At 38.6% G+C, this 23,367-nt stretch carries 24 protein-coding genes and 2 tRNA genes; 11 read left to right on the top strand and 15 right to left on the bottom strand.

The genetic code is table 11. The annotated features are described in order from the left end of the window. Positions 1–30 precede the first annotated feature (30 nt). Positions 31–1,563: a carbon-nitrogen hydrolase family protein gene (locus tag OCV82_RS04540; protein WP_154043322.1), complete on the top strand. Its 1,533-nt coding sequence runs from the start codon at positions 31–33 to the stop codon at positions 1,561–1,563. A gap of 50 nt (positions 1,564–1,613) precedes the next feature. On the opposite strand, the gene OCV82_RS04535 is transcribed toward OCV82_RS04540, so the two are convergent. After that, a complete protein-coding gene (locus tag OCV82_RS04535; RefSeq protein WP_154043321.1) occupies positions 1,614–2,060 on the bottom strand; it encodes an acyl-CoA thioesterase in 447 nt (148 codons plus the stop codon). A gap of 127 nt (positions 2,061–2,187) precedes the next feature. Between OCV82_RS04535 and OCV82_RS04530 the strand changes: the two genes are divergently transcribed. Continuing rightward, positions 2,188–3,474, top strand: coding sequence for an O-acetylhomoserine aminocarboxypropyltransferase/cysteine synthase family protein (locus OCV82_RS04530; RefSeq protein ID WP_154043320.1), 1,287 nt, complete (start codon positions 2,188–2,190; stop codon positions 3,472–3,474). A gap of 100 nt (positions 3,475–3,574) precedes the next feature. Here OCV82_RS04530 and OCV82_RS04525 read toward each other — a convergent pair whose 3' ends face one another. From OCV82_RS04525 to OCV82_RS04510, 4 genes are all read right to left on the bottom strand, one after another. Further along, entirely contained in the window at positions 3,575–4,099 is a 525-nt protein-coding gene (locus OCV82_RS04525) for a hypothetical protein (protein WP_154043319.1), read from the bottom strand. A gap of 125 nt (positions 4,100–4,224) precedes the next feature. Beyond that, positions 4,225–4,656, bottom strand: a complete 432-nt coding sequence (locus OCV82_RS04520) for a hypothetical protein (protein ID WP_154043318.1) — start codon at positions 4,654–4,656, stop codon at positions 4,225–4,227. 114 nt (positions 4,657–4,770) lie between these two features. Next, positions 4,771–4,935, bottom strand: coding sequence for a rubredoxin (rd, locus tag OCV82_RS04515; RefSeq protein ID WP_154043317.1), 165 nt, complete (start codon positions 4,933–4,935; stop codon positions 4,771–4,773). Between the two features lie 82 nt (positions 4,936–5,017). Then, entirely contained in the window at positions 5,018–5,722 is a 705-nt protein-coding gene (locus OCV82_RS04510; RefSeq protein WP_154043316.1) for an SIR2 family NAD-dependent protein deacylase, read from the bottom strand. Positions 5,723–5,853: 131 nt separating this feature from the next. On the opposite strand from OCV82_RS04510, the gene OCV82_RS04505 reads away from it, so the two are divergent. Next, positions 5,854–6,438: an FKBP-type peptidyl-prolyl cis-trans isomerase gene (locus tag OCV82_RS04505; RefSeq protein ID WP_154043315.1), complete on the top strand. Its 585-nt coding sequence runs from the start codon at positions 5,854–5,856 to the stop codon at positions 6,436–6,438. Positions 6,439–6,488: 50 nt separating this feature from the next. Beyond that, positions 6,489–7,355: an FKBP-type peptidyl-prolyl cis-trans isomerase gene (locus OCV82_RS04500; RefSeq protein WP_154043314.1), complete on the top strand. Its 867-nt coding sequence runs from the start codon at positions 6,489–6,491 to the stop codon at positions 7,353–7,355. A gap of 74 nt (positions 7,356–7,429) precedes the next feature. On the opposite strand, the gene OCV82_RS04495 is transcribed toward OCV82_RS04500, so the two are convergent. Further along, a complete protein-coding gene (locus OCV82_RS04495; protein WP_154043313.1) occupies positions 7,430–9,124 on the bottom strand; it encodes a Na/Pi cotransporter family protein in 1,695 nt (564 codons plus the stop codon). Between the two features lie 90 nt (positions 9,125–9,214). On the opposite strand from OCV82_RS04495, the gene OCV82_RS04490 reads away from it, so the two are divergent. Then, positions 9,215–10,879 carry a nucleoside kinase gene (locus OCV82_RS04490; RefSeq protein WP_154043312.1) on the top strand — a complete coding sequence of 555 codons (1,665 nt, stop codon included), beginning with the start codon at positions 9,215–9,217 and terminating at the stop codon, positions 10,877–10,879. 125 nt (positions 10,880–11,004) lie between these two features. Here the strand turns inward: OCV82_RS04490 and OCV82_RS04485 are convergent, their stop codons facing one another. The 4 genes from OCV82_RS04485 to OCV82_RS04470 all read right to left on the bottom strand — a co-directional run bounded on the left by OCV82_RS04485 (position 11,005) and on the right by OCV82_RS04470 (position 12,011). After that, complete coding sequence (locus tag OCV82_RS04485; RefSeq protein WP_154043311.1) at positions 11,005–11,370, bottom strand: helix-turn-helix domain-containing protein; 366 nt, start codon at positions 11,368–11,370, stop codon at positions 11,005–11,007. 1 nt (position 11,371) lies between these two features. Further along, a complete protein-coding gene (locus OCV82_RS04480) occupies positions 11,372–11,665 on the bottom strand; it encodes a type II toxin-antitoxin system HigB family toxin (protein WP_154043310.1) in 294 nt (97 codons plus the stop codon). 139 nt (positions 11,666–11,804) lie between these two features. Further along, a tRNA-Met gene (locus OCV82_RS04475) sits at positions 11,805–11,878 on the bottom strand. 59 nt (positions 11,879–11,937) lie between these two features. After that, a tRNA-Met gene (locus OCV82_RS04470) sits at positions 11,938–12,011 on the bottom strand. 304 nt (positions 12,012–12,315) lie between these two features. On the opposite strand from OCV82_RS04470, the gene OCV82_RS04465 reads away from it, so the two are divergent. The 5 genes from OCV82_RS04465 (at position 12,316) to OCV82_RS04445 (ending at position 17,948) form a co-directional block, all read left to right on the top strand. Beyond that, positions 12,316–12,699 (top strand): START-like domain-containing protein, encoded by a 384-nt coding sequence (locus tag OCV82_RS04465; protein ID WP_154043309.1) that lies wholly within the window; start codon positions 12,316–12,318, stop codon positions 12,697–12,699. Between the two features lie 84 nt (positions 12,700–12,783). Continuing rightward, complete coding sequence (locus OCV82_RS04460; protein WP_154043365.1) at positions 12,784–14,682, top strand: LptF/LptG family permease; 1,899 nt, start codon at positions 12,784–12,786, stop codon at positions 14,680–14,682. 11 nt (positions 14,683–14,693) lie between these two features. Continuing rightward, positions 14,694–15,908: a bifunctional 3,4-dihydroxy-2-butanone-4-phosphate synthase/GTP cyclohydrolase II gene (locus OCV82_RS04455; RefSeq protein WP_154043308.1), complete on the top strand. Its 1,215-nt coding sequence runs from the start codon at positions 14,694–14,696 to the stop codon at positions 15,906–15,908. 18 nt (positions 15,909–15,926) lie between these two features. After that, on the top strand, positions 15,927–16,640 hold the full coding sequence (locus tag OCV82_RS04450) for a Bax inhibitor-1/YccA family protein (RefSeq protein WP_154043307.1): 714 nt from the start codon (positions 15,927–15,929) through the stop codon (positions 16,638–16,640). 114 nt (positions 16,641–16,754) lie between these two features. Continuing rightward, positions 16,755–17,948, top strand: coding sequence for a pyridoxal phosphate-dependent aminotransferase (locus OCV82_RS04445; RefSeq protein WP_154043306.1), 1,194 nt, complete (start codon positions 16,755–16,757; stop codon positions 17,946–17,948). 160 nt (positions 17,949–18,108) lie between these two features. Here the strand turns inward: OCV82_RS04445 and OCV82_RS04440 are convergent, their stop codons facing one another. Together OCV82_RS04440 and OCV82_RS04435 are read right to left on the bottom strand one after the other, a co-directional pair. Further along, complete coding sequence (locus OCV82_RS04440; protein ID WP_154043305.1) at positions 18,109–18,276, bottom strand: DUF362 domain-containing protein; 168 nt, start codon at positions 18,274–18,276, stop codon at positions 18,109–18,111. Positions 18,277–18,396: 120 nt separating this feature from the next. Beyond that, positions 18,397–21,360: a glycoside hydrolase family 3 N-terminal domain-containing protein gene (locus OCV82_RS04435; RefSeq protein WP_154043304.1), complete on the bottom strand. Its 2,964-nt coding sequence runs from the start codon at positions 21,358–21,360 to the stop codon at positions 18,397–18,399. Positions 21,361–21,572: 212 nt separating this feature from the next. On the opposite strand from OCV82_RS04435, the gene rplS reads away from it, so the two are divergent. After that, complete coding sequence (gene rplS / locus OCV82_RS04430) at positions 21,573–21,926, top strand: 50S ribosomal protein L19 (protein ID WP_022352866.1); 354 nt, start codon at positions 21,573–21,575, stop codon at positions 21,924–21,926. Between the two features lie 72 nt (positions 21,927–21,998). Here the strand turns inward: rplS and OCV82_RS04425 are convergent, their stop codons facing one another. The 3 genes from OCV82_RS04425 to OCV82_RS04415 all read right to left on the bottom strand — a co-directional run bounded on the left by OCV82_RS04425 (position 21,999) and on the right by OCV82_RS04415 (position 23,347). Continuing rightward, on the bottom strand, positions 21,999–22,502 hold the full coding sequence (locus OCV82_RS04425) for an RNA polymerase sigma factor (protein ID WP_154043303.1): 504 nt from the start codon (positions 22,500–22,502) through the stop codon (positions 21,999–22,001). A 143-nt stretch (positions 22,503–22,645) separates the two neighbouring features. Then, positions 22,646–23,119 (bottom strand): CYTH domain-containing protein, encoded by a 474-nt coding sequence (locus OCV82_RS04420; RefSeq protein WP_154043302.1) that lies wholly within the window; start codon positions 23,117–23,119, stop codon positions 22,646–22,648. An 87-nt stretch (positions 23,120–23,206) separates the two neighbouring features. Beyond that, positions 23,207–23,347: a hypothetical protein gene (locus OCV82_RS04415; protein WP_204393864.1), complete on the bottom strand. Its 141-nt coding sequence runs from the start codon at positions 23,345–23,347 to the stop codon at positions 23,207–23,209. Between the last annotated feature and the right edge of the window lie 20 nt (positions 23,348–23,367).

The following is a 23,367-nucleotide window of genomic DNA, read 5'->3' as shown; positions in this document are numbered from 1 at the left end:
TGAGGAAAAGATATATCATAACATAAAACAATGGACTCACTAAAAATCAACAAAGTACAGATCAGAAATCTACAAATCGAAGATTATGACCAGCTGGCACAATCGTTCACACGTGTTTACTCCGACGGAAGCGACGTTTTCTGGACACACAAACAAATAGAAAAACTTATAAAGATTTTCCCGGAAGGACAGATAGTTACAGTGGTAGATGAAAAGATTGTGGGATGCGCCCTGTCAATAATAGTAAACTATGACGACGTAAAGAACGACCACACTTACGCTCAGGTGACAGGTAAGGAGACATTCAACACTCACAATCCGAAAGGAAACATCCTTTACGGTATAGAGGTGTTCATTCATCCGCAATACAGAGGACTGCGACTGGCACGACGTATGTACGAATATCGCAAGGAATTGTGCGAGGAACTGAACCTGAAAGCCATCATGTTTGGCGGTAGAATACCGAACTATCACAAATATGCCGACAAGATGCGTCCTAAGGAATACATAGACAAGGTAAGACAAAAAGAAATCTATGACCCTGTACTGACATTCCAGCTATCAAACGATTTCCACGTGCGCAAGGTTATGCGTAACTATCTTCCAAACGATGAGGAATCAAGACACTATGCATGTCTGCTGCAATGGGACAATATCTATTATCAGCCGCCTACACAGGAATATATCAGTCCAAAGACTTCAGTGCGTGTGGGACTGGTGCAATGGCAGATGCGTTCATACAACACACTTGACGATTTGTTCGAACAGGTAGAATTCTTTGTTGACGCTGTATCCGACTACAAGAGTGACTTCATTCTTTTCCCTGAATACTTCAACGCCCCATTGATGGCACATTTCAACAATGAAGCGGAATCGGAAGCAATACGTGGTCTTGCCGCCTATACCGACGAAATACGCGAACGCTTTATAAAACTGGCTATCAGCTATAATATCAATATCATCACAGGAAGTATGCCTCAGATAAAAGAGGACGGACGACTGTATAATGTAGGTTTTCTGTGCCGACGTGACGGTACGACAGAAATGTACGAAAAAATCCACGTCACTCCGGATGAGACAAAGAGCTGGGGACTTACCGGAGGACGTTCCATCAAGACATTTGAAACCGACTGTGCAAAAATCGGTGTACTGATATGTTACGATGTGGAATTCCCTGAACTATCGCGTATTATGGCAGATCAGGGTATGCAGATTCTATTCGTTCCTTTCATGACCGACACACAGAACGCATATAGCCGAGTTAAAGTATGCGCTCATGCCAGAGCAATAGAAAACGAATGTTTCGTCGTAATAGCGGGAAGTGTAGGTAACCTGCCACGTGTACATAACATGGACATACAGTATGCACAATCAGGGGTATTTACTCCTTGCGACTTCACATTCCCTACCGACGGTAAACGTGCCGAGGCTACTCCGAACACAGAAATGATTCTCGTATCTGATGTAGATCTTGACCTATTGAATGAGCTACACACCTACGGTAGTGTAAGAAACCTGAAAGACAGACGAAATGATTTGTATGAGGTGAAGGTTAAGAAATGAAATTAAAAAAAACAAACCGCTATAATCTTCAGACTATAACGGTTTGTTTTTTATTTCTTTGACAACTCCTCAAGAGTTTTCCCTTCATAATCACATATCGCTTTCTTATAAATCATAGGAATTGGAACAGGTTCCTTGGAAGTCACATCATAACCGACAAGCACTGTCAGACATTGACATTTCAATACACCGCTTGACTTGTTTACCGCACGCTGAAGCAATGTCAAACTTTTATTACCCAAATGAACTACTGTGGTTTCAATAATAAGTTCATCGGAAAAAAATACCGGAGCCATGAAGTCTGCATTTATATTTGCCACAACAACCGCAAATTTATTCCAGTCATGCAAATCGCCAAACACATCCTTGAAATAGGTAGTTTTTGCAAGGTCATATAAAGAGAAATACACAGAATTGTTCATGTGTCCGAACTGGTCAACATCACTGAACCGGATTTGAGCCGGTATTACATGCTTAAAATAGATTTCATCTTCCATACAAATATTCTTATTAGGTTATAATGTTCAAATATAATTCTTTTTTTTGTCATTCGTCCACTAATTGACGGAAATATTAGTAATTTTGCCGTCAATAAAATAAATATTCAATAAAAAATAAAACATTATGGAAAATAAACTCAGTAGAGAAACTCTATGCGTACAGGCCGGATGGCAACCTAAAAAAGGTGAACCGAGAGTATTGCCTATATATCAGTCAACAACTTTCAAATATGAAACAAGCGAACAGATGGCACGTTTATTCGATTTGGAAGAGTCCGGTTATTTCTATACTAGACTTCAGAATCCTACCAACGATGCTGTAGCTTCAAAAATAGCAGTTCTGGAAGGTGGTGTAGGTGCTATGCTTACTTCTTCAGGACAGGCTGCCAATTTCTACGCCGTATTCAATATCTGTGAAGCAGGAGATCACTTTGTATGCTCTTCTACTATCTACGGTGGAACATTCAACCTCTTTGCCGTTACAATGAAAAAACTTGGTATAGAATGTACTTTCGTTGATGCTGACGCCAGTGAAGAGAAAATATCAAAGGCTTTCCGTCCTAACACAAAATGTCTGTTTGGAGAAACTATTTCAAACCCAAGTATCAATGTTCTGGATATTGAAAAATTTGCACGTATAGCTCACAGCCATGGTGTTCCTCTGATTGTGGACAATACTTTTGCAACTCCTATCAACTGCCGCCCATTCGAATGGGGAGCTGATATCGTCACTCACTCTACAACAAAATACATGGACGGACACGCTACTTGTGTGGGAGGTGCCGTAGTGGATAGCGGTAACTTCGATTGGGAAGCAAATGCCGACAAATTCCCTGGACTTACAAAACCAGATGAATCTTACCATGGACTTGTTTACACAAAAGCATTCGGTAAAATGGCATATATCACTAAGGCTACAGTCCAGCTGATGCGTGATCTGGGTTCAATACAATCACCGGAAAATGCATTTCTGCTTAATTTGGGATTGGAGACTCTGCATCTGCGTATGCCTCGCCACTGCGAGAACGCTCAGAAAATAGCTGAATGGCTTGAAGCCAACCCTAAGGTAAAATGGGTTAACTATTGCGGACTGAAGAGTAGCAAATATTATGAATTGGGTCAGAAATATATGCCTAACGGTTCATGTGGAGTGATTGCTTTCGGACTGAACGGCAGCCGTGAGGAAGCTATAGAATTCATGGACAACCTGAAGATGATCTGTATCGTAACACACGTGGCAGATGCACGTACTTGTGTGCTTCATCCGGCAAGTCATACACACCGTCAGTTAAGCGATGAACAACTGATTGAAGCCGGTGTGGCTCCTGACCTGATACGTCTTTCTGTCGGTATAGAAAATGTAAATGATATTATATCCGACCTTGAACAGGCTATGGAAAAGGTAAAATAAATTATCATAAAAATAAAAGAACTTCCAAGACGATACAGTCAATTGTATCGCTTAGGAAGTTCTATATAATAATCAAGAAGTTTAGATATTAAGAAAAGTATCAGAACATTTTCTTCTCAGCACAGCAGATAAACTCATCAGCAGTCATATCCTTATAATAAAAAACGTCTGTCACAGGCTGATAAATATAGGATGAGAATTGAAACAGCTGTACAGCTGCAAATTTACGGTCTTTTGAATACATGTAATCCATTCTGATTCCTCCAGTATTTCCACTCCTTACTGTTTTTTCTCCAGAAAAGTTATTACTTTCCAATACAGACTTCAGACTACGGAAATCTGCCGCTTCGTAAAATTCACTTTTTACGGCTATACGACTTTGTGTGGGTGTATAAAACCAGCTATGACTTTTCCAGAAAAGACGAAAAACACCTACTAACAATAATGCGGCACCTATTGTCATAACAAGCATGCTTATTGAAGATGATTCATTTCCTTCCATAATGGATACATAAAAAGCTGCTCCACCTATCAAAATCAAAATAACTGAAAATATGATTGAACGTATGTCTGTACGACGTGAAACATGATCGTGTACATTTGAAAACAATGAATTTGAGTCCATAAAATTTATTTGTCTGATTTTCTAATGAATTAATTATACATAAAATGAATTTCGGAAAGGCACTAACCTTCCTTTAGGATGATACAAACCATCCAATAACAATGAATAAAGAGACAAAAATAGGACTAAATAAGAATATGACACAGCTGGTATAAATACATGATGTGACTACCAGTCATGCCAATACGAAATTTGCTAGAGTTAAGATTTTCGGTTATAACACTCAGATGCTGAATATACTCAGCTATCATCCGGACCGCGTATTTTGCCCAATATACTGAAGTATTGTATATCTGCCTTGCCGTCAACTTGACCATAACGCGGATGTTGACTGCCAGACTTCCTAACTGACTTACATCAGCCGCCAGCATTTCCGTATGTCTGATGTTATAATCAGACAGAAGAAATTTATGAATATTATAATACTCCCTGCATTCCTCTTCTGCTATATTTTCAGATTCATGCCGGCTATTATCAACAGCAGGAGTACAAGAAGTAGTTATGAAGAAAAAACTTCCCCATAAGAAAAGAAACAATATATTTATAAACTTCTTCAATATAGTTATTATTTTACGGCTGTAAAGTTAAGAAAAGATTGGAAGTTAACAAAAAAAATCTCCATAACGGAAAAGTTCCGGAATGGAGATAAATATTTTGTTGGATTATAAGTTTTAATCTTCTACTACCTGAAAATCTTCTTTACCAACACCGCATACAGGACAAACCCAATCTTCTGGAATATCCTCAAATGCTGTACCTGGAGCTATTCCGTTATCTGGATCACCTGTTTCAGGATCATAAACCCAATCACAAACTGTGCAAATGTACTTTTTCATAACGCTTTCTAATTTAAAATAAATGTTAGTCTATTGTTTCAATACTAATTACAAAACAAATGTAATTATAAAAATGTTCACGTCATAATTTATTTAGCAATATTTTTCTTAAATCTTCCATTCCGGCAGAAGCACCTTTAGATATTACGTGTATCTTACGCCCCGATGTTATATTCACCGGATTAGGATCTATCAGATAAACAGGAACGGAAGGATTTACATAATTGAGCAATCCGGCAGCCGGATATACATTCATCGATGTTCCTATTATGACAAAAATATCCGCTTTTTCCACATAGTCTATAGCTGTTTCTATCATAGGGACAGACTCGCCGAACCATACAATGAACGGTCGTAACTGAGAACCGTCATCGGCCAAATCACCGATTTTAACTTCGAAGTTTTCAGGAGCAAGTTCCTTTATATATTTAGGATTGTTTGGCTCACGGCTTGATGTTACTTTTGTAAGTTCTCCGTGCAAATGAATGACGTTTGTGCTTCCTGCACGTTCATGCAGATTGTCAACGTTTTGAGTTACAACAGTTATGTCAAAATCTTTTTCCAACTCAGCCAGAATTTTATGTCCTAAATTAGGTTCCACTTCCAACAACTGCTTGCGTCTGTCATTATAAAAATCTATTACCAGTTTAGGATTTGCGGCATATCCTTCAGGAGTAGCCACTTGCTCTACCGGATACTTTTCCCATAGTCCACCAGAATCTCTGAAAGTACTTATTCCACTCTCGGCACTCATACCCGCGCCTGTCAATACAACTATTTTTTTCATGTTTATCTGTACTTTTTATATGTTGTCACCACAAAAATAAGAAAAATTATCACTCAAAGTTCCTCTGTTTCAAAGAAAAAAGATACCTTTGCCATCCGAATAAATTATTATAATAATATATAACAAAATTCATGGATAAATTCAGTTATGCCATTGGTCTGGGGATAGGCCAAAACTTGTGGAGCATGGGTGCCCGCAACATTCAGGTAAAAGATTTCGCACAGGCAATAAAAGACGTGCTCGAGGGGAACAAAACAGCTATTACTCACGATGAAGCCCGCGAAATAGTAAACAAGTTTTTCACTGAACTTGAAGAAAAAGTAAATTCTGAAAATATAGAAAAAGGCAAGGCCTTCCTTGAAGAAAACAAGAATAAAGAAAACATCGTTACATTGCCAAGCGGATTACAGTACGAAGTAATCAAAGAAGGAAACGGCAAAAAGCCAAAAGCTACTGATAGAGTACGTTGCCATTACGAAGGTACACTTATCGACGGTACACTGTTCGACAGTTCTATCAAGCGCGGTGAGCCTGCTGTATTCGGTGTAAATCAGGTTATTCAAGGATGGGTAGAAGCATTGCAGCTTATGTCAGAAGGTTCAAAATGGAAACTTTACATTCCATCAGAACTGGGTTACGGTGCACACGGTGCAGGCGAAATGATTCCTCCACACAGTACACTGATTTTCGAAGTAGAACTTCTGGAAGTTCTTTAACGGGTAAAAAAACAACAGAATATTAATATCTAAAAAATTAAAAAGTCAAAATGAAAAAAAGTACAGCTTTAATGGTATTGGCTGCTGCAGCCGGACTTGCTTCATGCGGTCAAAGCGGTACTCCTAAAGCAAACATGAAAAGTGACATCGACACACTTTCATACATGGTGGGAGTAAGCAATTCTCAAGGTTTAAAAGATTATGTAGTTGGTCGTCTTGGTGTTGACACTACCTATATGGCAGACTTCATCAAAGGTATCAAAGAAGGTATGAAAAATACTTCTGACAAAGAAAAAGCATATATGGCAGGTATGCAGATTGGCCAGCAGGTAAGTGGTGATATGTACGAAGCAATCAACAACCAGCTGTTTGCAGGCGATTCTACTACAACAATGAGCAAAGAAAACTTCCTGGCAGGTTTCATTGCTGCTGTAGAAGAAAACAGCCTTGTTGCTCCTGACTCAGCTTCTATGTATGTACGTACAAAATCAGAAGAAATCAAGACTAAAGCTCTTGAAGCTAAATATGGCGAATACAAGAAGGAAAACGAAGAATTCCTTGCCAACAACAAGAGCAAAGATGGTATCAAGGTTACTGAAAGCGGACTTCAGTACAGAATCATAAAAGAAGGTAAAGGTGAAATCCCTACTAAAACTTCTCGCGTGAAAGTTCACTACAAAGGTACAATGATCGACGGTACAGAATTCGACAGCTCATACGAACGTAAAGAGCCTACTACATTCCGTGCAGACCAGGTTATCAAGGGTTGGACAGAAGCTCTTACTATGATGCCTGTAGGTTCTAAATGGGAACTTTATATTCCACAGGAACTTGGTTACGGTTCTCGTGAAGCTGGTAAAATCAAACCTTTCTCTACTTTGATTTTCGAAGTTGAACTTATCAGCATTGAGAAATAATCATCAATCAATAGCATAAAAAAATCCGGTAGAATTTATCTACCGGATTTTTTTATATCATATCTCAAGCAACATCATGCTTTCTTTTCCTTGATGTCAGTGTGTGCCTCAACAACATTCACAACATAGTCACCCAGCTTTTCACACTCGGCTATAATATCCATGTAATGAACACCCATCTGATAATCATACTCTTTATTATTAACGTCAACCACATTCTGACCCTTCAATCTGTTTCTATAATTGTTTATCTCATTTTCCAGATTGAATGAGCAATTAACATCCACTGTGTGGTGTGTATCTTCAACCAGTTTTATCATCTGCGACAAAGCCTGATCAGTAAGATTCATCATCTGATGTATATGGTCATACTGTGCACCGGTAAAGTCATCATTGCCACGATTTTTGCGGTTAATGGTACGTGCAATATTGTAACAGCTGTCACCAATACTTTCTATTTCCGTAACTTCACGGAGCATACCCATTATCTGCACCTTACTTTCGGAACTCAATCTTCCTTCGGATACCTGATTAAGATATTTTGCAATCTCCAGCTCCATATTATCGCTGATATTTTCGTATTTCTCTATTCGGCTGAACAGTTTGTTGAATTCCGATTCATTTTTGACATGCAACAAGTCGCGTACCATACCGAACATACGCTGAATACGTTCTGCAAAAAGATTGATTTCTTTTCTAGCCTGAAGAATAGACAATTCGGCTGTGGATAACATACCTCCGGAAATGAACTGCAAACGATATTCTTCTTCCTGCTCCTTTTGAGGAATAATCCAACAAACAGTTTTCTCTATAAAATTAACAAACCATATAAGTATGAGAACGTTACATATATTAAAACATGTATGGAATGCCGATAGTTTGAATGAAACGGCCACACCCCCTGCCTCAGACACATTCATAAAATCGGATACTATCCATTCCACCATTGAAAGGAACGGTCTGAACAATATCAACACCCAGACAACACCGAATATATTAAACATCAAATGTGCCATAGCCGCTCTCCTGGCCTGCGTATTTGCAGTCAAAGCAGCCAGATTTGCAGTTATTGTAGTACCTATATTTTCGCCAAGCACCAAAGCCGCTCCAAGTTCGAAACTAATCCATCCGTTGGCACACATAATCAATGTTATAGCCATTGTTGCAGCCGAAGCCTGAACTATCATTGTAAGTATGGTACCTATCAGAACAAACAACAGTACAGAAATGAAGCCCATATCAGTATAATTCTGCACAAAAGCCAGCATATCAGGATTATGACTCAAATCCGGCGCATTTGTTTTTAAGAGATTGAGCCCCATAAACAAAAATGCAAATCCGAAAATAAATTCACCAACCGACTTGCGAGAACTTTTCTGAGAAAACAGCAAAGGAATACCGAATGCCAGCAGAGGAAGTGAAAAAGCGGATATATCTACTTTAAATCCTAACGCAGATATTATCCATGCAGTAACCGTAGTACCGATATTCGCACCCATGATAACACCTATAGACTGGGCCAGTTCAAGAAGACCGGCATTAACAAAACTGACAACCATCACCGTAGTAGCCGAAGAAGACTGTATCAATGCTGTGATAAGCATACCAGTCAGGACTCCTGTTACACGATTGGTTGTCATCGCAGTTAAAATACTTCGCAAGCGGTCACCTGCAAATTTCTGCAAACCTTCGCTCATAATCTTCATTCCGTAAAGGAACAAAGCCAAAGAGCCTAGCAACTTTAAAAAATCATAAAAAGAATATTCCATCTGTTATTATTTAGGCTAGATATAGGCAATCTGGATATAATTGAGTAAATTGACTGCCAGTTCATCCAATTAGTAATACATGTTACAATTATGTTACAAATATATTGCAAAAATAACAAAGAAACAAGAGAATTTCCAGAAGGGACATCTCTTATAGACATTTATAGGGAACTTGGCTTGAATATGCCATACGGACCGGTAAGCGCAAAGGTAAATAACAAGGTAGAAAATCTAAATTTCCGGGTATATTACAACAAGGACGTTGAATTCCTCGACATAACAAGCGCGTCAGGCATGAGAACATACGTACGTTCGTTATGTTTCATACTAGTAAAAGCCGTTGACGACCTTTATCCATGCGGAACAATATCCCTGGAACACCCTGTTTCGAAGGGATACTTCTGCAAATTACACATTGACAGAACCATCGGACTTGACGATGTTTCACGCATCAAGAAAAGAATGCAGGAAATTATCAACGAGGATTTACCCATCACACGCTATGAACAAAGAACGGAAGATGTGATAAAGATTTTCCAGGAAAGAGGCATGACAGACAAAGTAAAACTCCTGTCAACATCCGGAAAACTGTATTCATTCTACTATAGACTTGGAGATACACTGGACTGTTACTACAGCAGCCTTGTGCCTAGCACCGGATACATAAAGAAATTCGATATCGTAAAGTATTACGACGGACTGTTGCTGCAGATACCAAATAAAAACAATCCTGAGAAAATAGAAGAACTCATAAAACAGGAAAAAATGCTAGAAGTTTTCCAGGAGCATCACAGATGGAATGAGATTCTTGGAATAAGTACTGTAGGCGATTTCAACATAGCATGCAATGAAGGACATGCCATCGATCTTATAAACGTTTCGGAAGCTCTCCAGGAAAGAAAAATTGTAAAAATTGCAGATGAAATAGCCGCAAGACAGGTAGGCGAGAACAGAGTAAAGATAATACTTATATCAGGACCTTCATCATCAGGGAAAACAACGTTCAGCAAACGATTGAGTATCCAACTCATGACAAACGGACTGAAACCATATCCTATATCTCTTGATGACTATTTTGTAAACAGAGACAATACTCCACTTGACGAAAACGGTAACCACGATTTCGAATCACTATACGCCGTGGATCTTCCTTTCTTCAAAAAACAACTGGACACATTACTTGAGGGAGGAGAAGTGGAACTGCCTAAATTCAATTTCTCAAGTGGAATGAGAGAGAGCAGCGGTATAAAATTCAGATTAGAGGATAACATGATCCTGATACTTGAGGGAATACATGCCCTTAATCCTGAACTTACACCAAATATTCCAGCTGAAAACAAATATAAGATATATGTATCAGCACTTACAACAATTCTGCTTGACAAACATAATTACATTCCAACAACAGACAACAGATTACTACGCAGAATAATCCGTGACTCAAAATATCGTGGAAGTTCTGCCGAATCGACAATAGCCCGTTGGCCTAGTGTCCGTGCCGGCGAGGAGAAATGGATTTTCCCATATCAGGAAAATGCAGATGCCATGTTCAATTCCGCATTGCTTTTCGAACTTGCAGTAATCAAGGATCACATTGAACCTATACTAAGAAAAGTACCGAACAAATGTCCGGAATACTCAGAAGCACACCGCCTGCTGCACTTCCTAAGCTATTTTGTATCAATACAAGATACTGAACTCCCTCCTACATCATTATTGAGAGAATTCCTGGGTGGAAGCAGTTTCGTTTACTAACACAATAAAAAAGACATTTAAGAAACTCTTAAATGTCTTTTTTATTGTAGCGGAAACCGAGATTGAACCGGTGAACTCATTATTATATTATAAAACGAATATCACACATTATTTTCCTGTTTATTCTATACCCCAAGCACTATATTTGCATCAATATTGAGCTTTTTACTAATATCACGAGCAACCTTCAAAGTCGGTTCGCAACGACCGGTCAAATAGTCGCTGACACGTGATGGGCTAACTCCAAGAAGCTCTGAAAGTTTCGCCTGATTAAGTCCCATTTCATACATACGCAACTTTATAACATCTATCAATGAAGGAGACTTTATCGGGTAATGTTCATCTTCATACTCCGATACAAGTTCAGACAATAAATCAAGCTCTATCAAGTTCTTGTCAGTAAGTGGTGTATTCTCATCAGTCAAAGGCAGAAGTTCTTCTATTCTTTCCATTGCTGCCCTATAAGCTGTTTCATTCTGAATCTTTGCCATACTATATATTTTTTGCATCTATCAAATCATATTCCGCATGAGTACCTATAAATCTAATCAGTACCGTTTTTATTGTAAACTTAACAACCACTATCAAGCGATGGTTGTTTCCTCTTATATTGAATACATAATGCTGGTTACCTACACTGTCAACGCTGTTAAACATCTTCTTTATATCAGAAAAGCATGTCCACTCTGCTTTTCTCACTTTCTGGAACCAGTCCTCAAGTGCAGTTTCTGCATCAGGGTGTTCTGTATAGTATTCAACGATTTTACTTCTTGCTATGATTCTCATAACCAATTGAGTTTGTACAAAAATATATATTATATTTTGAAATACAAAACATTCTACCGAAATTCAATAGAAGTATATAAAATGATAGTATATAAACAAAAAAGACATCTAAGAAATTGTATTCTTAAATGCCTTACAGTAGCGGGAACCGGGATTGAACCGGTGACCTCATGATTATGAATCATGCGCTCTAACCAGCTGAGCTATCCCGCCATTATTCATTAAAAAACCGCCAGGCGTGGAAGCCACCCAACGGCTAAATCGTTAAATTGTAGCGGGAACCGGGATTGAACCGGTGACCTCATGATTATGAATCATGCGCTCTAACCAGCTGAGCTATCCCGCCATTGTTTCTCGATTGCGGGTGCAAAGGTATGACCTTTTTCTGAAACATACAAATTTTTACCTCATTTTTTATTCAATTTTTTATTCAAAAAGTTCAAAAAATGTTCAGATATAAAACGTGCGCACACTTAATCCAAAACTTGCGCCCGTTTTGATTAAAATGAACGCACGTTTCAGGTCGAACGTGCGCACGTTCTGAGACTATGTTTTATAATATAAAAAAAATTACCCCAATAGTCGAAAAATTTACTTTAATTTGCCAACAATTAAAAAATCATAATTGACGAAAAACATAATCAATAGACATGAAAAGAAAACTAAAAATAGAATATCCCTTAAATCCTACATCAGGAATTATTATATGGAATGCAATCAGTACTCCGGCAGGACTTGAAAGATGGTTTGCCGATAAAGTTACAAAGAACGGAAAAACATACACTTTCAGATGGGGAAAAACGGAAAGCAGAGATGCCGACATCACAAACACCAGATCTGAATATTTCATAAGATTCCACTGGAAGGATGATGAAGAGCCCAAATCATTTTTCGAATTCAAGATATTATTCAACGAACTAACATCAGACCATATACTTGAAGTGACCGACTTTGCCGACCCAGAAGATGAAGAAGACACAATAAACTTATGGAATTCACAAATTGATGTACTGAAAAGGGTTTTTGGTGTATAGGCAGTAATAATTAAAAATATACAAAACATTACCCCCCTATCCATATTTTATGCTATTTTTGCATCATAATATAAAATGATGGGAATACTACGTATAAAAAAACTAGATATATTCGTTCTAAAGAGTTTTACACTGCTCTTTGCCGGAACATTTTTTATATGCCTGTTCATCTTCATGATGCAATTCTTATGGAAATATGTTGACGAACTGGTAGGGAAAGGACTTGAGCTGAACGTATTGGCTCAATTCTTTATTCTTTCTGCACTTACACTTATCCCTCTTTCATTACCTTTGGCAATACTTCTTGCTGCCCTCATGACATTCGGTAATTTTGGGGAAAGATACGAATTGCTGTCAATGAAAGCAGCCGGTATTCCGCTGTTGAGAATTATGCGTCCGCTGGCTTTCCTATGTATAATACTGGGCTTTACATCATTTTATTTCCAGAATGTCATAGGTCCTAAGGCACAGAAAGAGCTGTGGACACTCCTTGTCTCAATGAAACAAAAATCGCCTGAAGTAGATATTCCAGAAAGAGTATTTTACTCTGATATTGAAGGATATAATATATATGTAAACAAAAAAGACAGGGACACAGGTATCCTGAAAGATGTATTGATATATAATTTTTCCGACGGTTTCGAAAATGCACGTATCATCTGGGCAGAAGAGGGCAAGCTTGAGCTTACTGCCGACAAGAAGCACCTGTATCTGCACCTGTACAACGGAGAACTGTTCGAAAATCTGAAATCACAGAACATTGATTCTAAAAACGTACCGTACAGAAGAGAGACATTCACCGAAAAACATACTCTTATAGATTTCGATGCTGAATTCAACATGGTGGACGGAAGCTTCCTAAACAGAAGATCGGACATTAAAAACATGATGGAAATCACAGCCACAATAGATTCGCTCACTGCTTATACAGACAGTGTGGGAAGGGCTATGCATAATGAAATCATGTCAACCACATATAAAACGACTGATTTAAGCAAGTCCGATTCCATAAAAATAAAAGAAGAAAATCTCACTTATATTAATACAGACAGTCTGTACCGCTCGTTAAGTTCGGACGACAAATTGAAGACTCTTACTTCTACAGAAAGAAGAATGTCGTCTTTAAGTTCCGACTGGAGCATGAAATCGTTTGTCACACAAGACAATGACAAAAGTATCCGTTCGCACAGATCGGACTGGCATAAAAAGATAACACTTTCCTTCGCATGTGTATTCTTCTTTTTCATCGGAGCTCCGCTTGGAGCAATCATAAGAAAGGGAGGTCTGGGAATGCCGGTTGTCATATCCGTATTGATATTTATTCTTTATTATATAATAGACTCTGGAGCCACCCGTGTAGCAAAGAGTGGAGAGATGAATATTATTCTTGGAACATGGATGAGCAGCCTGGTGCTTGCACCTATGGGAATTTTCCTTACATACAAATCTAACAAGGATTCTGTGGTATTCAACATTGATGTATATAAGGCATTCTTCAGAAAAATATTCGGTCTGAGACAATCAAGACATATATTCAGGAAAGAGGTTATCATATATAGCCCTGACTATCAGAAGGTATGCGAAAAACTGGACAAGATATGCCTGGAATGTGAAAACTATTCCAGCACACACAAACTATTAGGTCCTCCTAACTATTACAAAGTGTTTACCAACCATACACACGATGACCATATAAAGGAGATAAGCCAGGAAATAGAGAACGTGGTAGAGGAACTTTCAAACTCTAAAGATGCGATTATACTAAACAATTTAAATAACTATCCGTTCTTATTTATAAAGGCACATAAGAGCGTATCCGACAAAATATGGCTCAACCTGATACTTGGAATTATAGTTCCTGCAGGAATCGTAATCTGGTTAAACATATGGAAACACAGAGTGATACTTGACAAGGATCTGAAAACAATTATAAAAACAAGTAGAGACATACAGGAAAGAATAAAAACTAACATAATACAATAGCAATAAAAATTATGAGCGAAATCAAACTGAACACAATCGAAGAGGCAATAGAAGACTTCCGTAAAGGTGAAATCGTCATTGTAGTTGACGACGAAGACCGCGAGAACGAAGGTGATATGATAATTGCAGCAGAGCTTATCACACCGGAGAAAGTAAACTTCATGCTTAAACATGCCAGAGGTGTTTTATGTGCACCTATCACAATATCAAGATGCGACGAGCTTGACTTGCCTAGACAAGTTTCCAACAACACTTCAATACTTGGAACTCCATTCACAGTTACAATAGACAAGCTGGAAGGCTGTACAACCGGTGTTTCAGCAGCGGACAGAGCAGCAACAATACGTGCACTGGCAGACCCTGAATCAAAACCGGAAACATTCGGAAGACCTGGACATATAAATCCTCTATATGCTCAGGACAAAGGTGTACTCCGCAGAGCCGGACATACAGAAGCTTCAATAGACCTGGCTCGTCTTGCGGGATTATATCCTGCGGCAGCACTTATGGAAGTAATGAACGAAGACGGAACAATGGCACGCCTGCCGGAACTAAGAAAAATTGCAGACGAATTCGGATTCAAACTTATTTCCATAGCAGATCTTATAGCTTACCGTCTGAAACAGGAATCATTGGTAGAAAAAGGTGTAGAAGTAGATATGCCTACAGAACACGGACATTTCAGACTGATTCCTTTCCGTCAGAAGAGCAATGGCCTGGAACATGTAGCACTGATAAAAGGTAATTTCACTCCTGACGAACCTGTATTGGTAAGAGTTCATTCATCATGTGCCACAGGTGATATCTTCGGTTCAATGAGATGTGACTGCGGCGAACAGCTTCACAAAGCGATGGAACTCATCGACAAAGAAGGTAAAGGGGCAGTAATCTACCTTAATCAGGAAGGAAGAGGAATAGGACTGATGGAAAAGATGAAAGCCTACAAGCTTCAGGAAGAAGGTATGGACACTGTAGATGCAAATATCTGTCTGGGACATCAGGCTGACGAACGCGACTATGGAGTGGGAGCACAGATTTTGAGAGAAGTAGGCATAACCAAGATGCGTCTTCTGACAAATAATCCAGTCAAGAGAGTGGGTCTTGAAGCTTACGGACTTGAAATAGTGGAAAACGTACCAATAGAAGTTACCCCGAACAAGTTCAACGAAAAGTATCTGCATACCAAAAAAGAACGTATGGGACACACACTTCATTTCAACAAATAAACCAAATATAGAATAATTATGAATATACTTGAAACCAAAGACCTTGTAAAAGGTACTTACGAATCAAAAGTAGCGCAAAACGCTTTAATGCGCAGCGTTTATACATGGATGACACTGGCACTTGCCATAACAGGACTTACAGCCATGTATATGGCAAAATCAATGACTATCCTGAATATCATGACACAGAATTCAATGATGTTCTGGGGAATACTTATAGCCGAAGTAGTACTGGTAATGTACATGACCGCCAGAATAAACAAAATCAGCTTCACTACGGCTACCCTGTTATTCATTGCCTACTCAGTACTTAACGGAATGACAATGTCAATTCTGTTTCTGGTATATACAATGAGTTCCATAGCAACGACTTTCTTCGTGACAGCGGGAACATTCGGAGCAATGGCAATATTCGGGTATGTAACTAAAAAAGACCTGACACGTATCGGCAATCTGTGCATTATGGGTGTTATAGGTATCATAATCGCATCATTGGTAAATATATTCCTACATAACTCCATGATGGACATGATAATATCTTATGTAGGAGTCCTTCTTTTTGTGGGACTTACAGCATACGATGCACAAAAAATTAAACATCTTCTTAGCGGTGATGATATAGAAGTGAACGAGTCAACGCAGAAAATTGCACTTTTAGGTGCACTTACACTTTATTTGGACTTCATAAACCTATTCATCTACCTACTCAGAATATTGGGAGACAGAAAGTAAACCAAATGCCGCTTTATGCGGCATTTTTTATATTTTCAAAGTTATTTCTTTTGCGTATTTCACAAGAAATAGCTTATTTTGCAGAATAATTCAACATTTAAACAAGGACTAACAATGAACCAACTTTCAGATCGTTTGAACAGCCTGTCGCCATCGGCTACATTGGCTATGTCGCAAAAAAGCAGCGAATTAAAAGCTCAGGGTATTGACGTAATCAATCTAAGTGTAGGTGAACCTGATTTCAATACACCGGATCACATCAAAGAAGCAGCAAAACAGGCTATTGATGACAATTTCTCACGTTATTCACCAGTTCCGGGATATCCGGCTCTACGTAACGCTATTGTAGAGAAATTGAAGAAAGAAAACGGACTTGAATATACAGCAGCACAAATCAGTTGTGCAAACGGTGCAAAACAGTCTGTCTGCAACACTATCATGGCCCTTATCAACAAAGGTGACGAGGTTATCGTTCCTGCACCATACTGGGTTAGCTATCCTGAAATGGTAAAATTGGCAGAAGGTACTCCTGTCATCGTAAGCGCAGGTATAGATCAGGACTTCAAGATCACTCCTGAACAGCTTGAAGCTACTATCACTCCTAAAACACGTGCACTTATCTTATGTTCTCCTTCTAACCCAACAGGTTCTGTTTATACAAAAGAAGAATTGGCTGGTTTGGCAGCAGTGCTTGCAAAACACGAACGTGTAATTGTTATTGCTGACGAAATATACGAACACATCAACTACATCGGAAAGCACGAAAGTATCGCACAGTTTGCAGAAATCAAAGACCGTGTGGTTATCGTAAACGGTGTTTCTAAAGCTTATGCAATGACTGGATGGCGTATTGGTTTCATTGCCGGTCCGGAATGGATTGTAAAAGGTGTAAACAAACTGCAAGGACAATATACCTCAGGTCCATGCTCTGTATCACAGAAAGCAGCAGAAGCAGCATACACAGGTACACAGGCTCCTGTAGAAGAAATGCGTAAGGCATTCGAACGTCGTCGTGACCTGATTGTGAAACTGGCAAAAGAAATCCCGGGATTCGAAGTAAACACTCCACAAGGAGCATTCTATCTGTTCCCTAAATGTGATTCTTTCTTCGGTAAGAAAGACGGCGACAGAGTGATAAACAACTCTGACGACCTTGCAATGTATCTTCTTGAAGTAGGTCACGTGGCATGCGTGGGAGGTACATCATTCGGTGCTCCTGAATGTATCCGTATGAGCTATGCTACTTCTGACGAAAACATAGTAGAATCAATGCGCAGAATTAAAGAGACATTGGCTCGTCTGAAATAATCTGAATTCTATATAAATATTAGAGGCTGTTTCAAAATTAAATTTGGGATAGCCTCTATTTTTATATTTCATCAATAAATCCGCTCCCAACAAGACACGAAAAAAGGCTACCCCTAATTGGAGCAGCCTAAATTCGTTGTCATAAATCGACGACCGGATATTATCCCTGATGAATAGCTTCAGAAGGACAAACATCAGCGCAAGTACCACATTCTGTACAAGCATCTGGATTGATTGAATATTTGTCACCTTCAGAAATTGCACCTACTGGGCATTCATCGATACAAGTACCGCAAGCGATACAATCGTCACTAATTACGTAAGCCATTGTTGTAAAAAAATTAAGTTATTATTAGTACTAATTGTTTATGCAAAGTTAGTATTTTTACTTAGAATTGTAACATCCACATTACAGAAAGTGGGTAATTTGTACAATGTCTAAATAAAGTCATTTCATTATAGCCTGATATATTGCCTGTTGTATTGCAGGACGTATTTTCAGCTTCATTAGATTTTTCCTGTCGCACGGATTTGGATAAATCCTATTGCAAAGGAACACAAAAACCAAATCATTGTCAGGGTCAGCCCAAGCACATGTTCCGGTGAAACCTGTATGCCCGAATACTGATGCAGGCGTTTCAGGTGCACAATATCCATTACCAGGTTTATCAGCATCAGGCTTGTCAAAGCCTAAACCTCTTCTGCTGTTTTTTGACTTCATGGTTATAAATAGCTCACAAGTGGCTCTTGTTAGATATCTCCTATCTCCCATTACACCTTTATCAAGTAACATCTGGTAGATGGTAGCCACGTCTTTAGCTGTAGAAAACAACCCCGCATTTCCAGAAACACCGCCCATCATAGCAGCAGCTTCGTCATGCACATATCCATGAACAGGACCTTTTCTCAGAAAATCCTCTTTCACCGTAGGTACAATATCATCCTTACCATATCTCTGCAATGGATTATATAATGTATGTACCAGTCCCATAGGTTTATAGAAGTTTTCCTCAAGATATTTGTCCATTGGCATTCCGGAAATATTCTCTACAGCCTCTTTCAGAAGCATAAAGTTCAAACAGCTGTATCTGTAAGAATGTCCTTTAAGGCTTGCATCGGCTATTTCCTTCAGTATTACATTCTTGAATTCAGGCTTGATGTAAATACCGTCAGACAATTTCAATGTATATCCGGCACTATCTTTTTCAGATACCCATTCCGGAAGGAATTCAAAATTCGTACAGACATAAAGAGCATTGCCAACCTTTATTTTATGATTGGCATCTTTATATTTCTTATACATTCCACCCTTACAACTCTTAGGATCTATCGCTTTCTTATAGAAAGGCAAATATGCCGGCAATCCTGATTCATGGTAAAGCAACTGCTGGATTGTTATACTCTCTTTATCAGTTGACTTCAATTCCGGCACATAATCTGAAATTTTATCAGTAAGATTGATTTTTCCTTCATCATAAAGCTTCATTACCGCCAGTAAAGTGGCCGTTGTTTTTGTAAGCGAAGCCAGATCGTACAAATCATTTTCCCTCACTTCCCTATCAGACTCATAAGTATGATTGCCAAAACATTTATTATAGACCTGATATCCATTCTTCCACACTAAGACATGGCAACCAGGATAAGCACCTTCCTTTATTCCATATTCTGCTATGCTGTCTATACGAGAAAGAACTTTAGAATCCATACCGAATTCCTCAGGCTTGTATCGTCTTGGCTTATCCGGATCGACAATAACTCCTGAGCCTGCCTTATATTCATCATTAAGATCGACAGACAAACGGCCATCCACCCTCTGATTTCCAATCAACATACCGGCAACAAACTTCTGTATATACTTCTCGTCCGAATGTGCCAACACTACAGCCGAAGATTGCGCCACTACATCATTCAGTTTCTGTAAAACCTTGTGCGAATTGAAACAAACCAATATGGTAGGTTTTCCTTTGGCCAACTCAAGAAGCACTTTTCTATATTTTTCTACTTTTGATGTATATACCGCAACTATTACTCTCTGGGCAGGAGTTATTCTGTTTCTCAAGCTCTGCAACGAATCAAGATTGGCATGCAGCCATGTAACAGGGTAAGTATCGTTTATTTCATTGAAAAAAGGATATGTTTCAGACAATGTATTCGAAACATTCAAGACCACAGTACCTGAGAGAGTCAAATCCAACGGTAACATCTCGTCGGAATCCTTAACTACAGTAACAGCTGATTTTTTGATACGGCCAATCAAATCATTAGTATAAGCCTTGTTTATGCGGGACATAACGCCATTCTTCTCTATTGAAGGACGTTTGTTCAAGCCGAAAGCGTATTTATAAGTCAATACCTTGCGACACTTTTCATTTATTTCTTCTTCAGTTATTTTTCCTTCTTTTACGGCTTTCAGTACGCCATCAAGTTCTCTTTTAAGATTTCTTGGTGCAAGAACCATATCATTTCCTGCAGCCAAAGCCTGAGCGGACACATAAGGATTATTGGATATTCCTTTCATTTCAAGAGCATCAGTAAACACAAGACCTTTGAAATGCATTTTCTCCTTCAACAACTCTGTTACAACAGCTTGTGAAACGGAAGCCGCTTTATTGTCCATCAAAGGTATATTCAGATGTCCTACCATAATTCCGCCTACTCCTGCTTCTATAGCCTTACGGAATGGATATAACTCTATACTGTCAAGTCTTTCCTGACTGAAAGGCAAAACAGGCAAAGCCTTGTGAGAATCGACTTCCGTATCACCATGTCCGGGGAAATGCTTGCATACGGCAAGAATTCCGCCATCTTCCAATCCCTTGGAGTATGCCAGGGCTTTATTGGCTACCTGTTCCCTATCACTTCCGAATGAACGTGTATTTATTACCGGATTCTTAGGATTATTGTCAATATCTGCCACAGGTGCAAAATTTATATGCACACCTATTTCTTTCAACTCTCTGGCCACTTCCTTTCCATATTCATATATCAGCGTATCATTCTGAATGCATCCCAACACCCTGTTTCTTGGGAACGAAGGAGTACCTTTCAAACGCATTGCAAGGCCCCATTCTCCATCGAAAGTTATGAGCAATGGTATATTGGCCATACTTTGGGCATAGTTTGTAAGCTCTACCTGCTTGTCTATATCTCCGCCAGAGAACAACAATCCTCCTATGCCATATTCTTTTACGGCATCTTCTATATTCTTTTTATTCTGTTGAGTGGTGTATGGAGCAACAGTATGAATAAACAGCTGCCCTATCTTCTGTTTCAAAGTCAATGACTCCAACTTGCTTTCAACCCAATAGCGGCATGCCTTCTCACTATCTATATTTTTATATACAAAATCAGTCTGTGCATGTAGATTTATCGACAACACAATCAGCAAACATGCCAATAAGATTTTCTTCATATTCTTTATTTATTAATTGCCTATATTACTGCGAAAATAAATAAAAAACATAAATCATACAAGAAATAGGGCCAAGTATGAAAAAAAAGGTATAAAGAATTTGCAATGTGCTAGAAAAGAAGTACCTTTGCACCGCTTTCGCGCAATCGCTGTCATGAAGAGTTACTTGATATGTTGCGTTGTAACGATAAACAATTTAATTTATAAAAACAATGGATTTAATTAAAATTGCAGAAGAAGCATTTGCTACTGGCAAACAGCATCCTTCATTCAAAGCTGGTGATACTATCACAGTAGCATACCGTATCGTTGAAGGTAGCAAGGAACGCGTTCAGTTGTATCGCGGTGTTGTTATCAAAATTTCTGGTCATGGTGAAAAGAAACGTTTCACTGTACGTAAGATGTCTGGTACAGTTGGTGTAGAACGTATCTTCCCATTGGAGTCTCCAGCTATCGACAGCATCACTGTCAACAAAGTCGGTAAAGTACGTCGTGCTAAATTGTACTACTTACGTGCTCTTACTGGTAAGAAGGCTAGAATTCAGGAAAAACGCGCTAACGCATAATCTTGAAAACTATTTTCCTTACATAAAAAAAGGTCTGCAATTGCAGACCTTTTTTTATTATATAAAGTTTTATTATCTGAAATCCTTGAGTTCTTCCTGAAGTTTCTGTCTGGTGAAGAAAATTCTACTCTTAACCGTACCTAAAGGCAAATTAAGTTTCTCCGCTATTTCACGATATTTAAATCCGGCTACGAACATTGAAAAAGGAACTTTATATTCACTTGGCAGAGAATTTACTATACGTCTCATTTCCTTAAGGTCGTATGCTCCTTCTGTAGAATCACCTTCAAGATCAAATCCCTTATTTATAAAATATGAGTTATCTGTCTGATCTACGTAAGTCTGGTCACGTAATGTCTTTCTATAATTATTAATAAAGATATTACGCATTATGGTGTAGATCCATCCCTTGAAATTTGTTTCTTCAGTATATTTCTCCTCATTGTCCAACGCCTTGAGAGATGTCTCCTGAAGCAAATCATTCGCATCTTCATAATCGGCAGTAAGTTTGTAAGCAAAGTTCAAAAGGTCAGATTGCACGTTTAGCAGGTTCTGGGCAAAAGTACTTGTTTTCATATTCTTGTTTGTTTGTCTGTTTCTATAATTGCTTGATTTTCACAGTGCAAATATATATAGAACAGAATATGGGCATACCCGTAAATCAAACAATCAAAGGGGGGAAAACAGTTTTTACCCTATAATATGATAGTTTTCAGGTACTATTTCCAGTCTTTAAACGGACATTTCATCAGGAAAGAATTGTAATATTTCACCTGTCCTGTTACTTCCTCTCCCAAAAAAGGAGGAATTTCATATTCCTCATCAACACTACCCAACTCTACTTCAGCCACCACTAGTCCTTCGTTGTCTCCATAAAACTCATCTATCTCAAAAGTATGTTTTCCAAACTCTACAAGATACCTCGTCTTATCTATCATTCCCGGCAAACAAAGTTTCATCAGTTCGCGTGCTTCATCAATAGGAATTTCATGTTCCCACTCGTATCTGCTAAGACCATTGTCCGATGATGCTCCTTTGATGGTCAGATATCCTTTTTCATTCCTTATCCTGACTCTAACAGTTCTTCCCCTGTCACTGCATATATATCCTTGAACAATCCTTGAGGACGATACAGCCATATCCTTATACGAGGAATCATTTACCAAGAATTTTCGTTCTATCTCCTGTGACATATAATTATTGAATTTGTGTTTATAAATAGAACAAAGGCTGCCGGATATTGTTCATATCCGACAGCCTTTATTTATACTTTAGAAAAATCAAGATGCTACACTATATGCAATTGCCAGCAGTACTCCCAATACAAATATAGAAATACATACTATTTTGAACACTTTGTCAGCCTTTTCCTCTTGACGTTTCTCGTAATTCTGTCTCTTAATGTTATGTTTCTGGCTCATAGCAAATATTTTTATTGTTA

This window comes from Bacteroides cellulolyticus, assembly GCF_025567135.1.
GTDB lineage: Bacteria > Bacteroidota > Bacteroidia > Bacteroidales > Bacteroidaceae > Phocaeicola > Phocaeicola cellulolyticus.
This window is presented reverse-complemented; position numbering and strand designations above follow the sequence as displayed.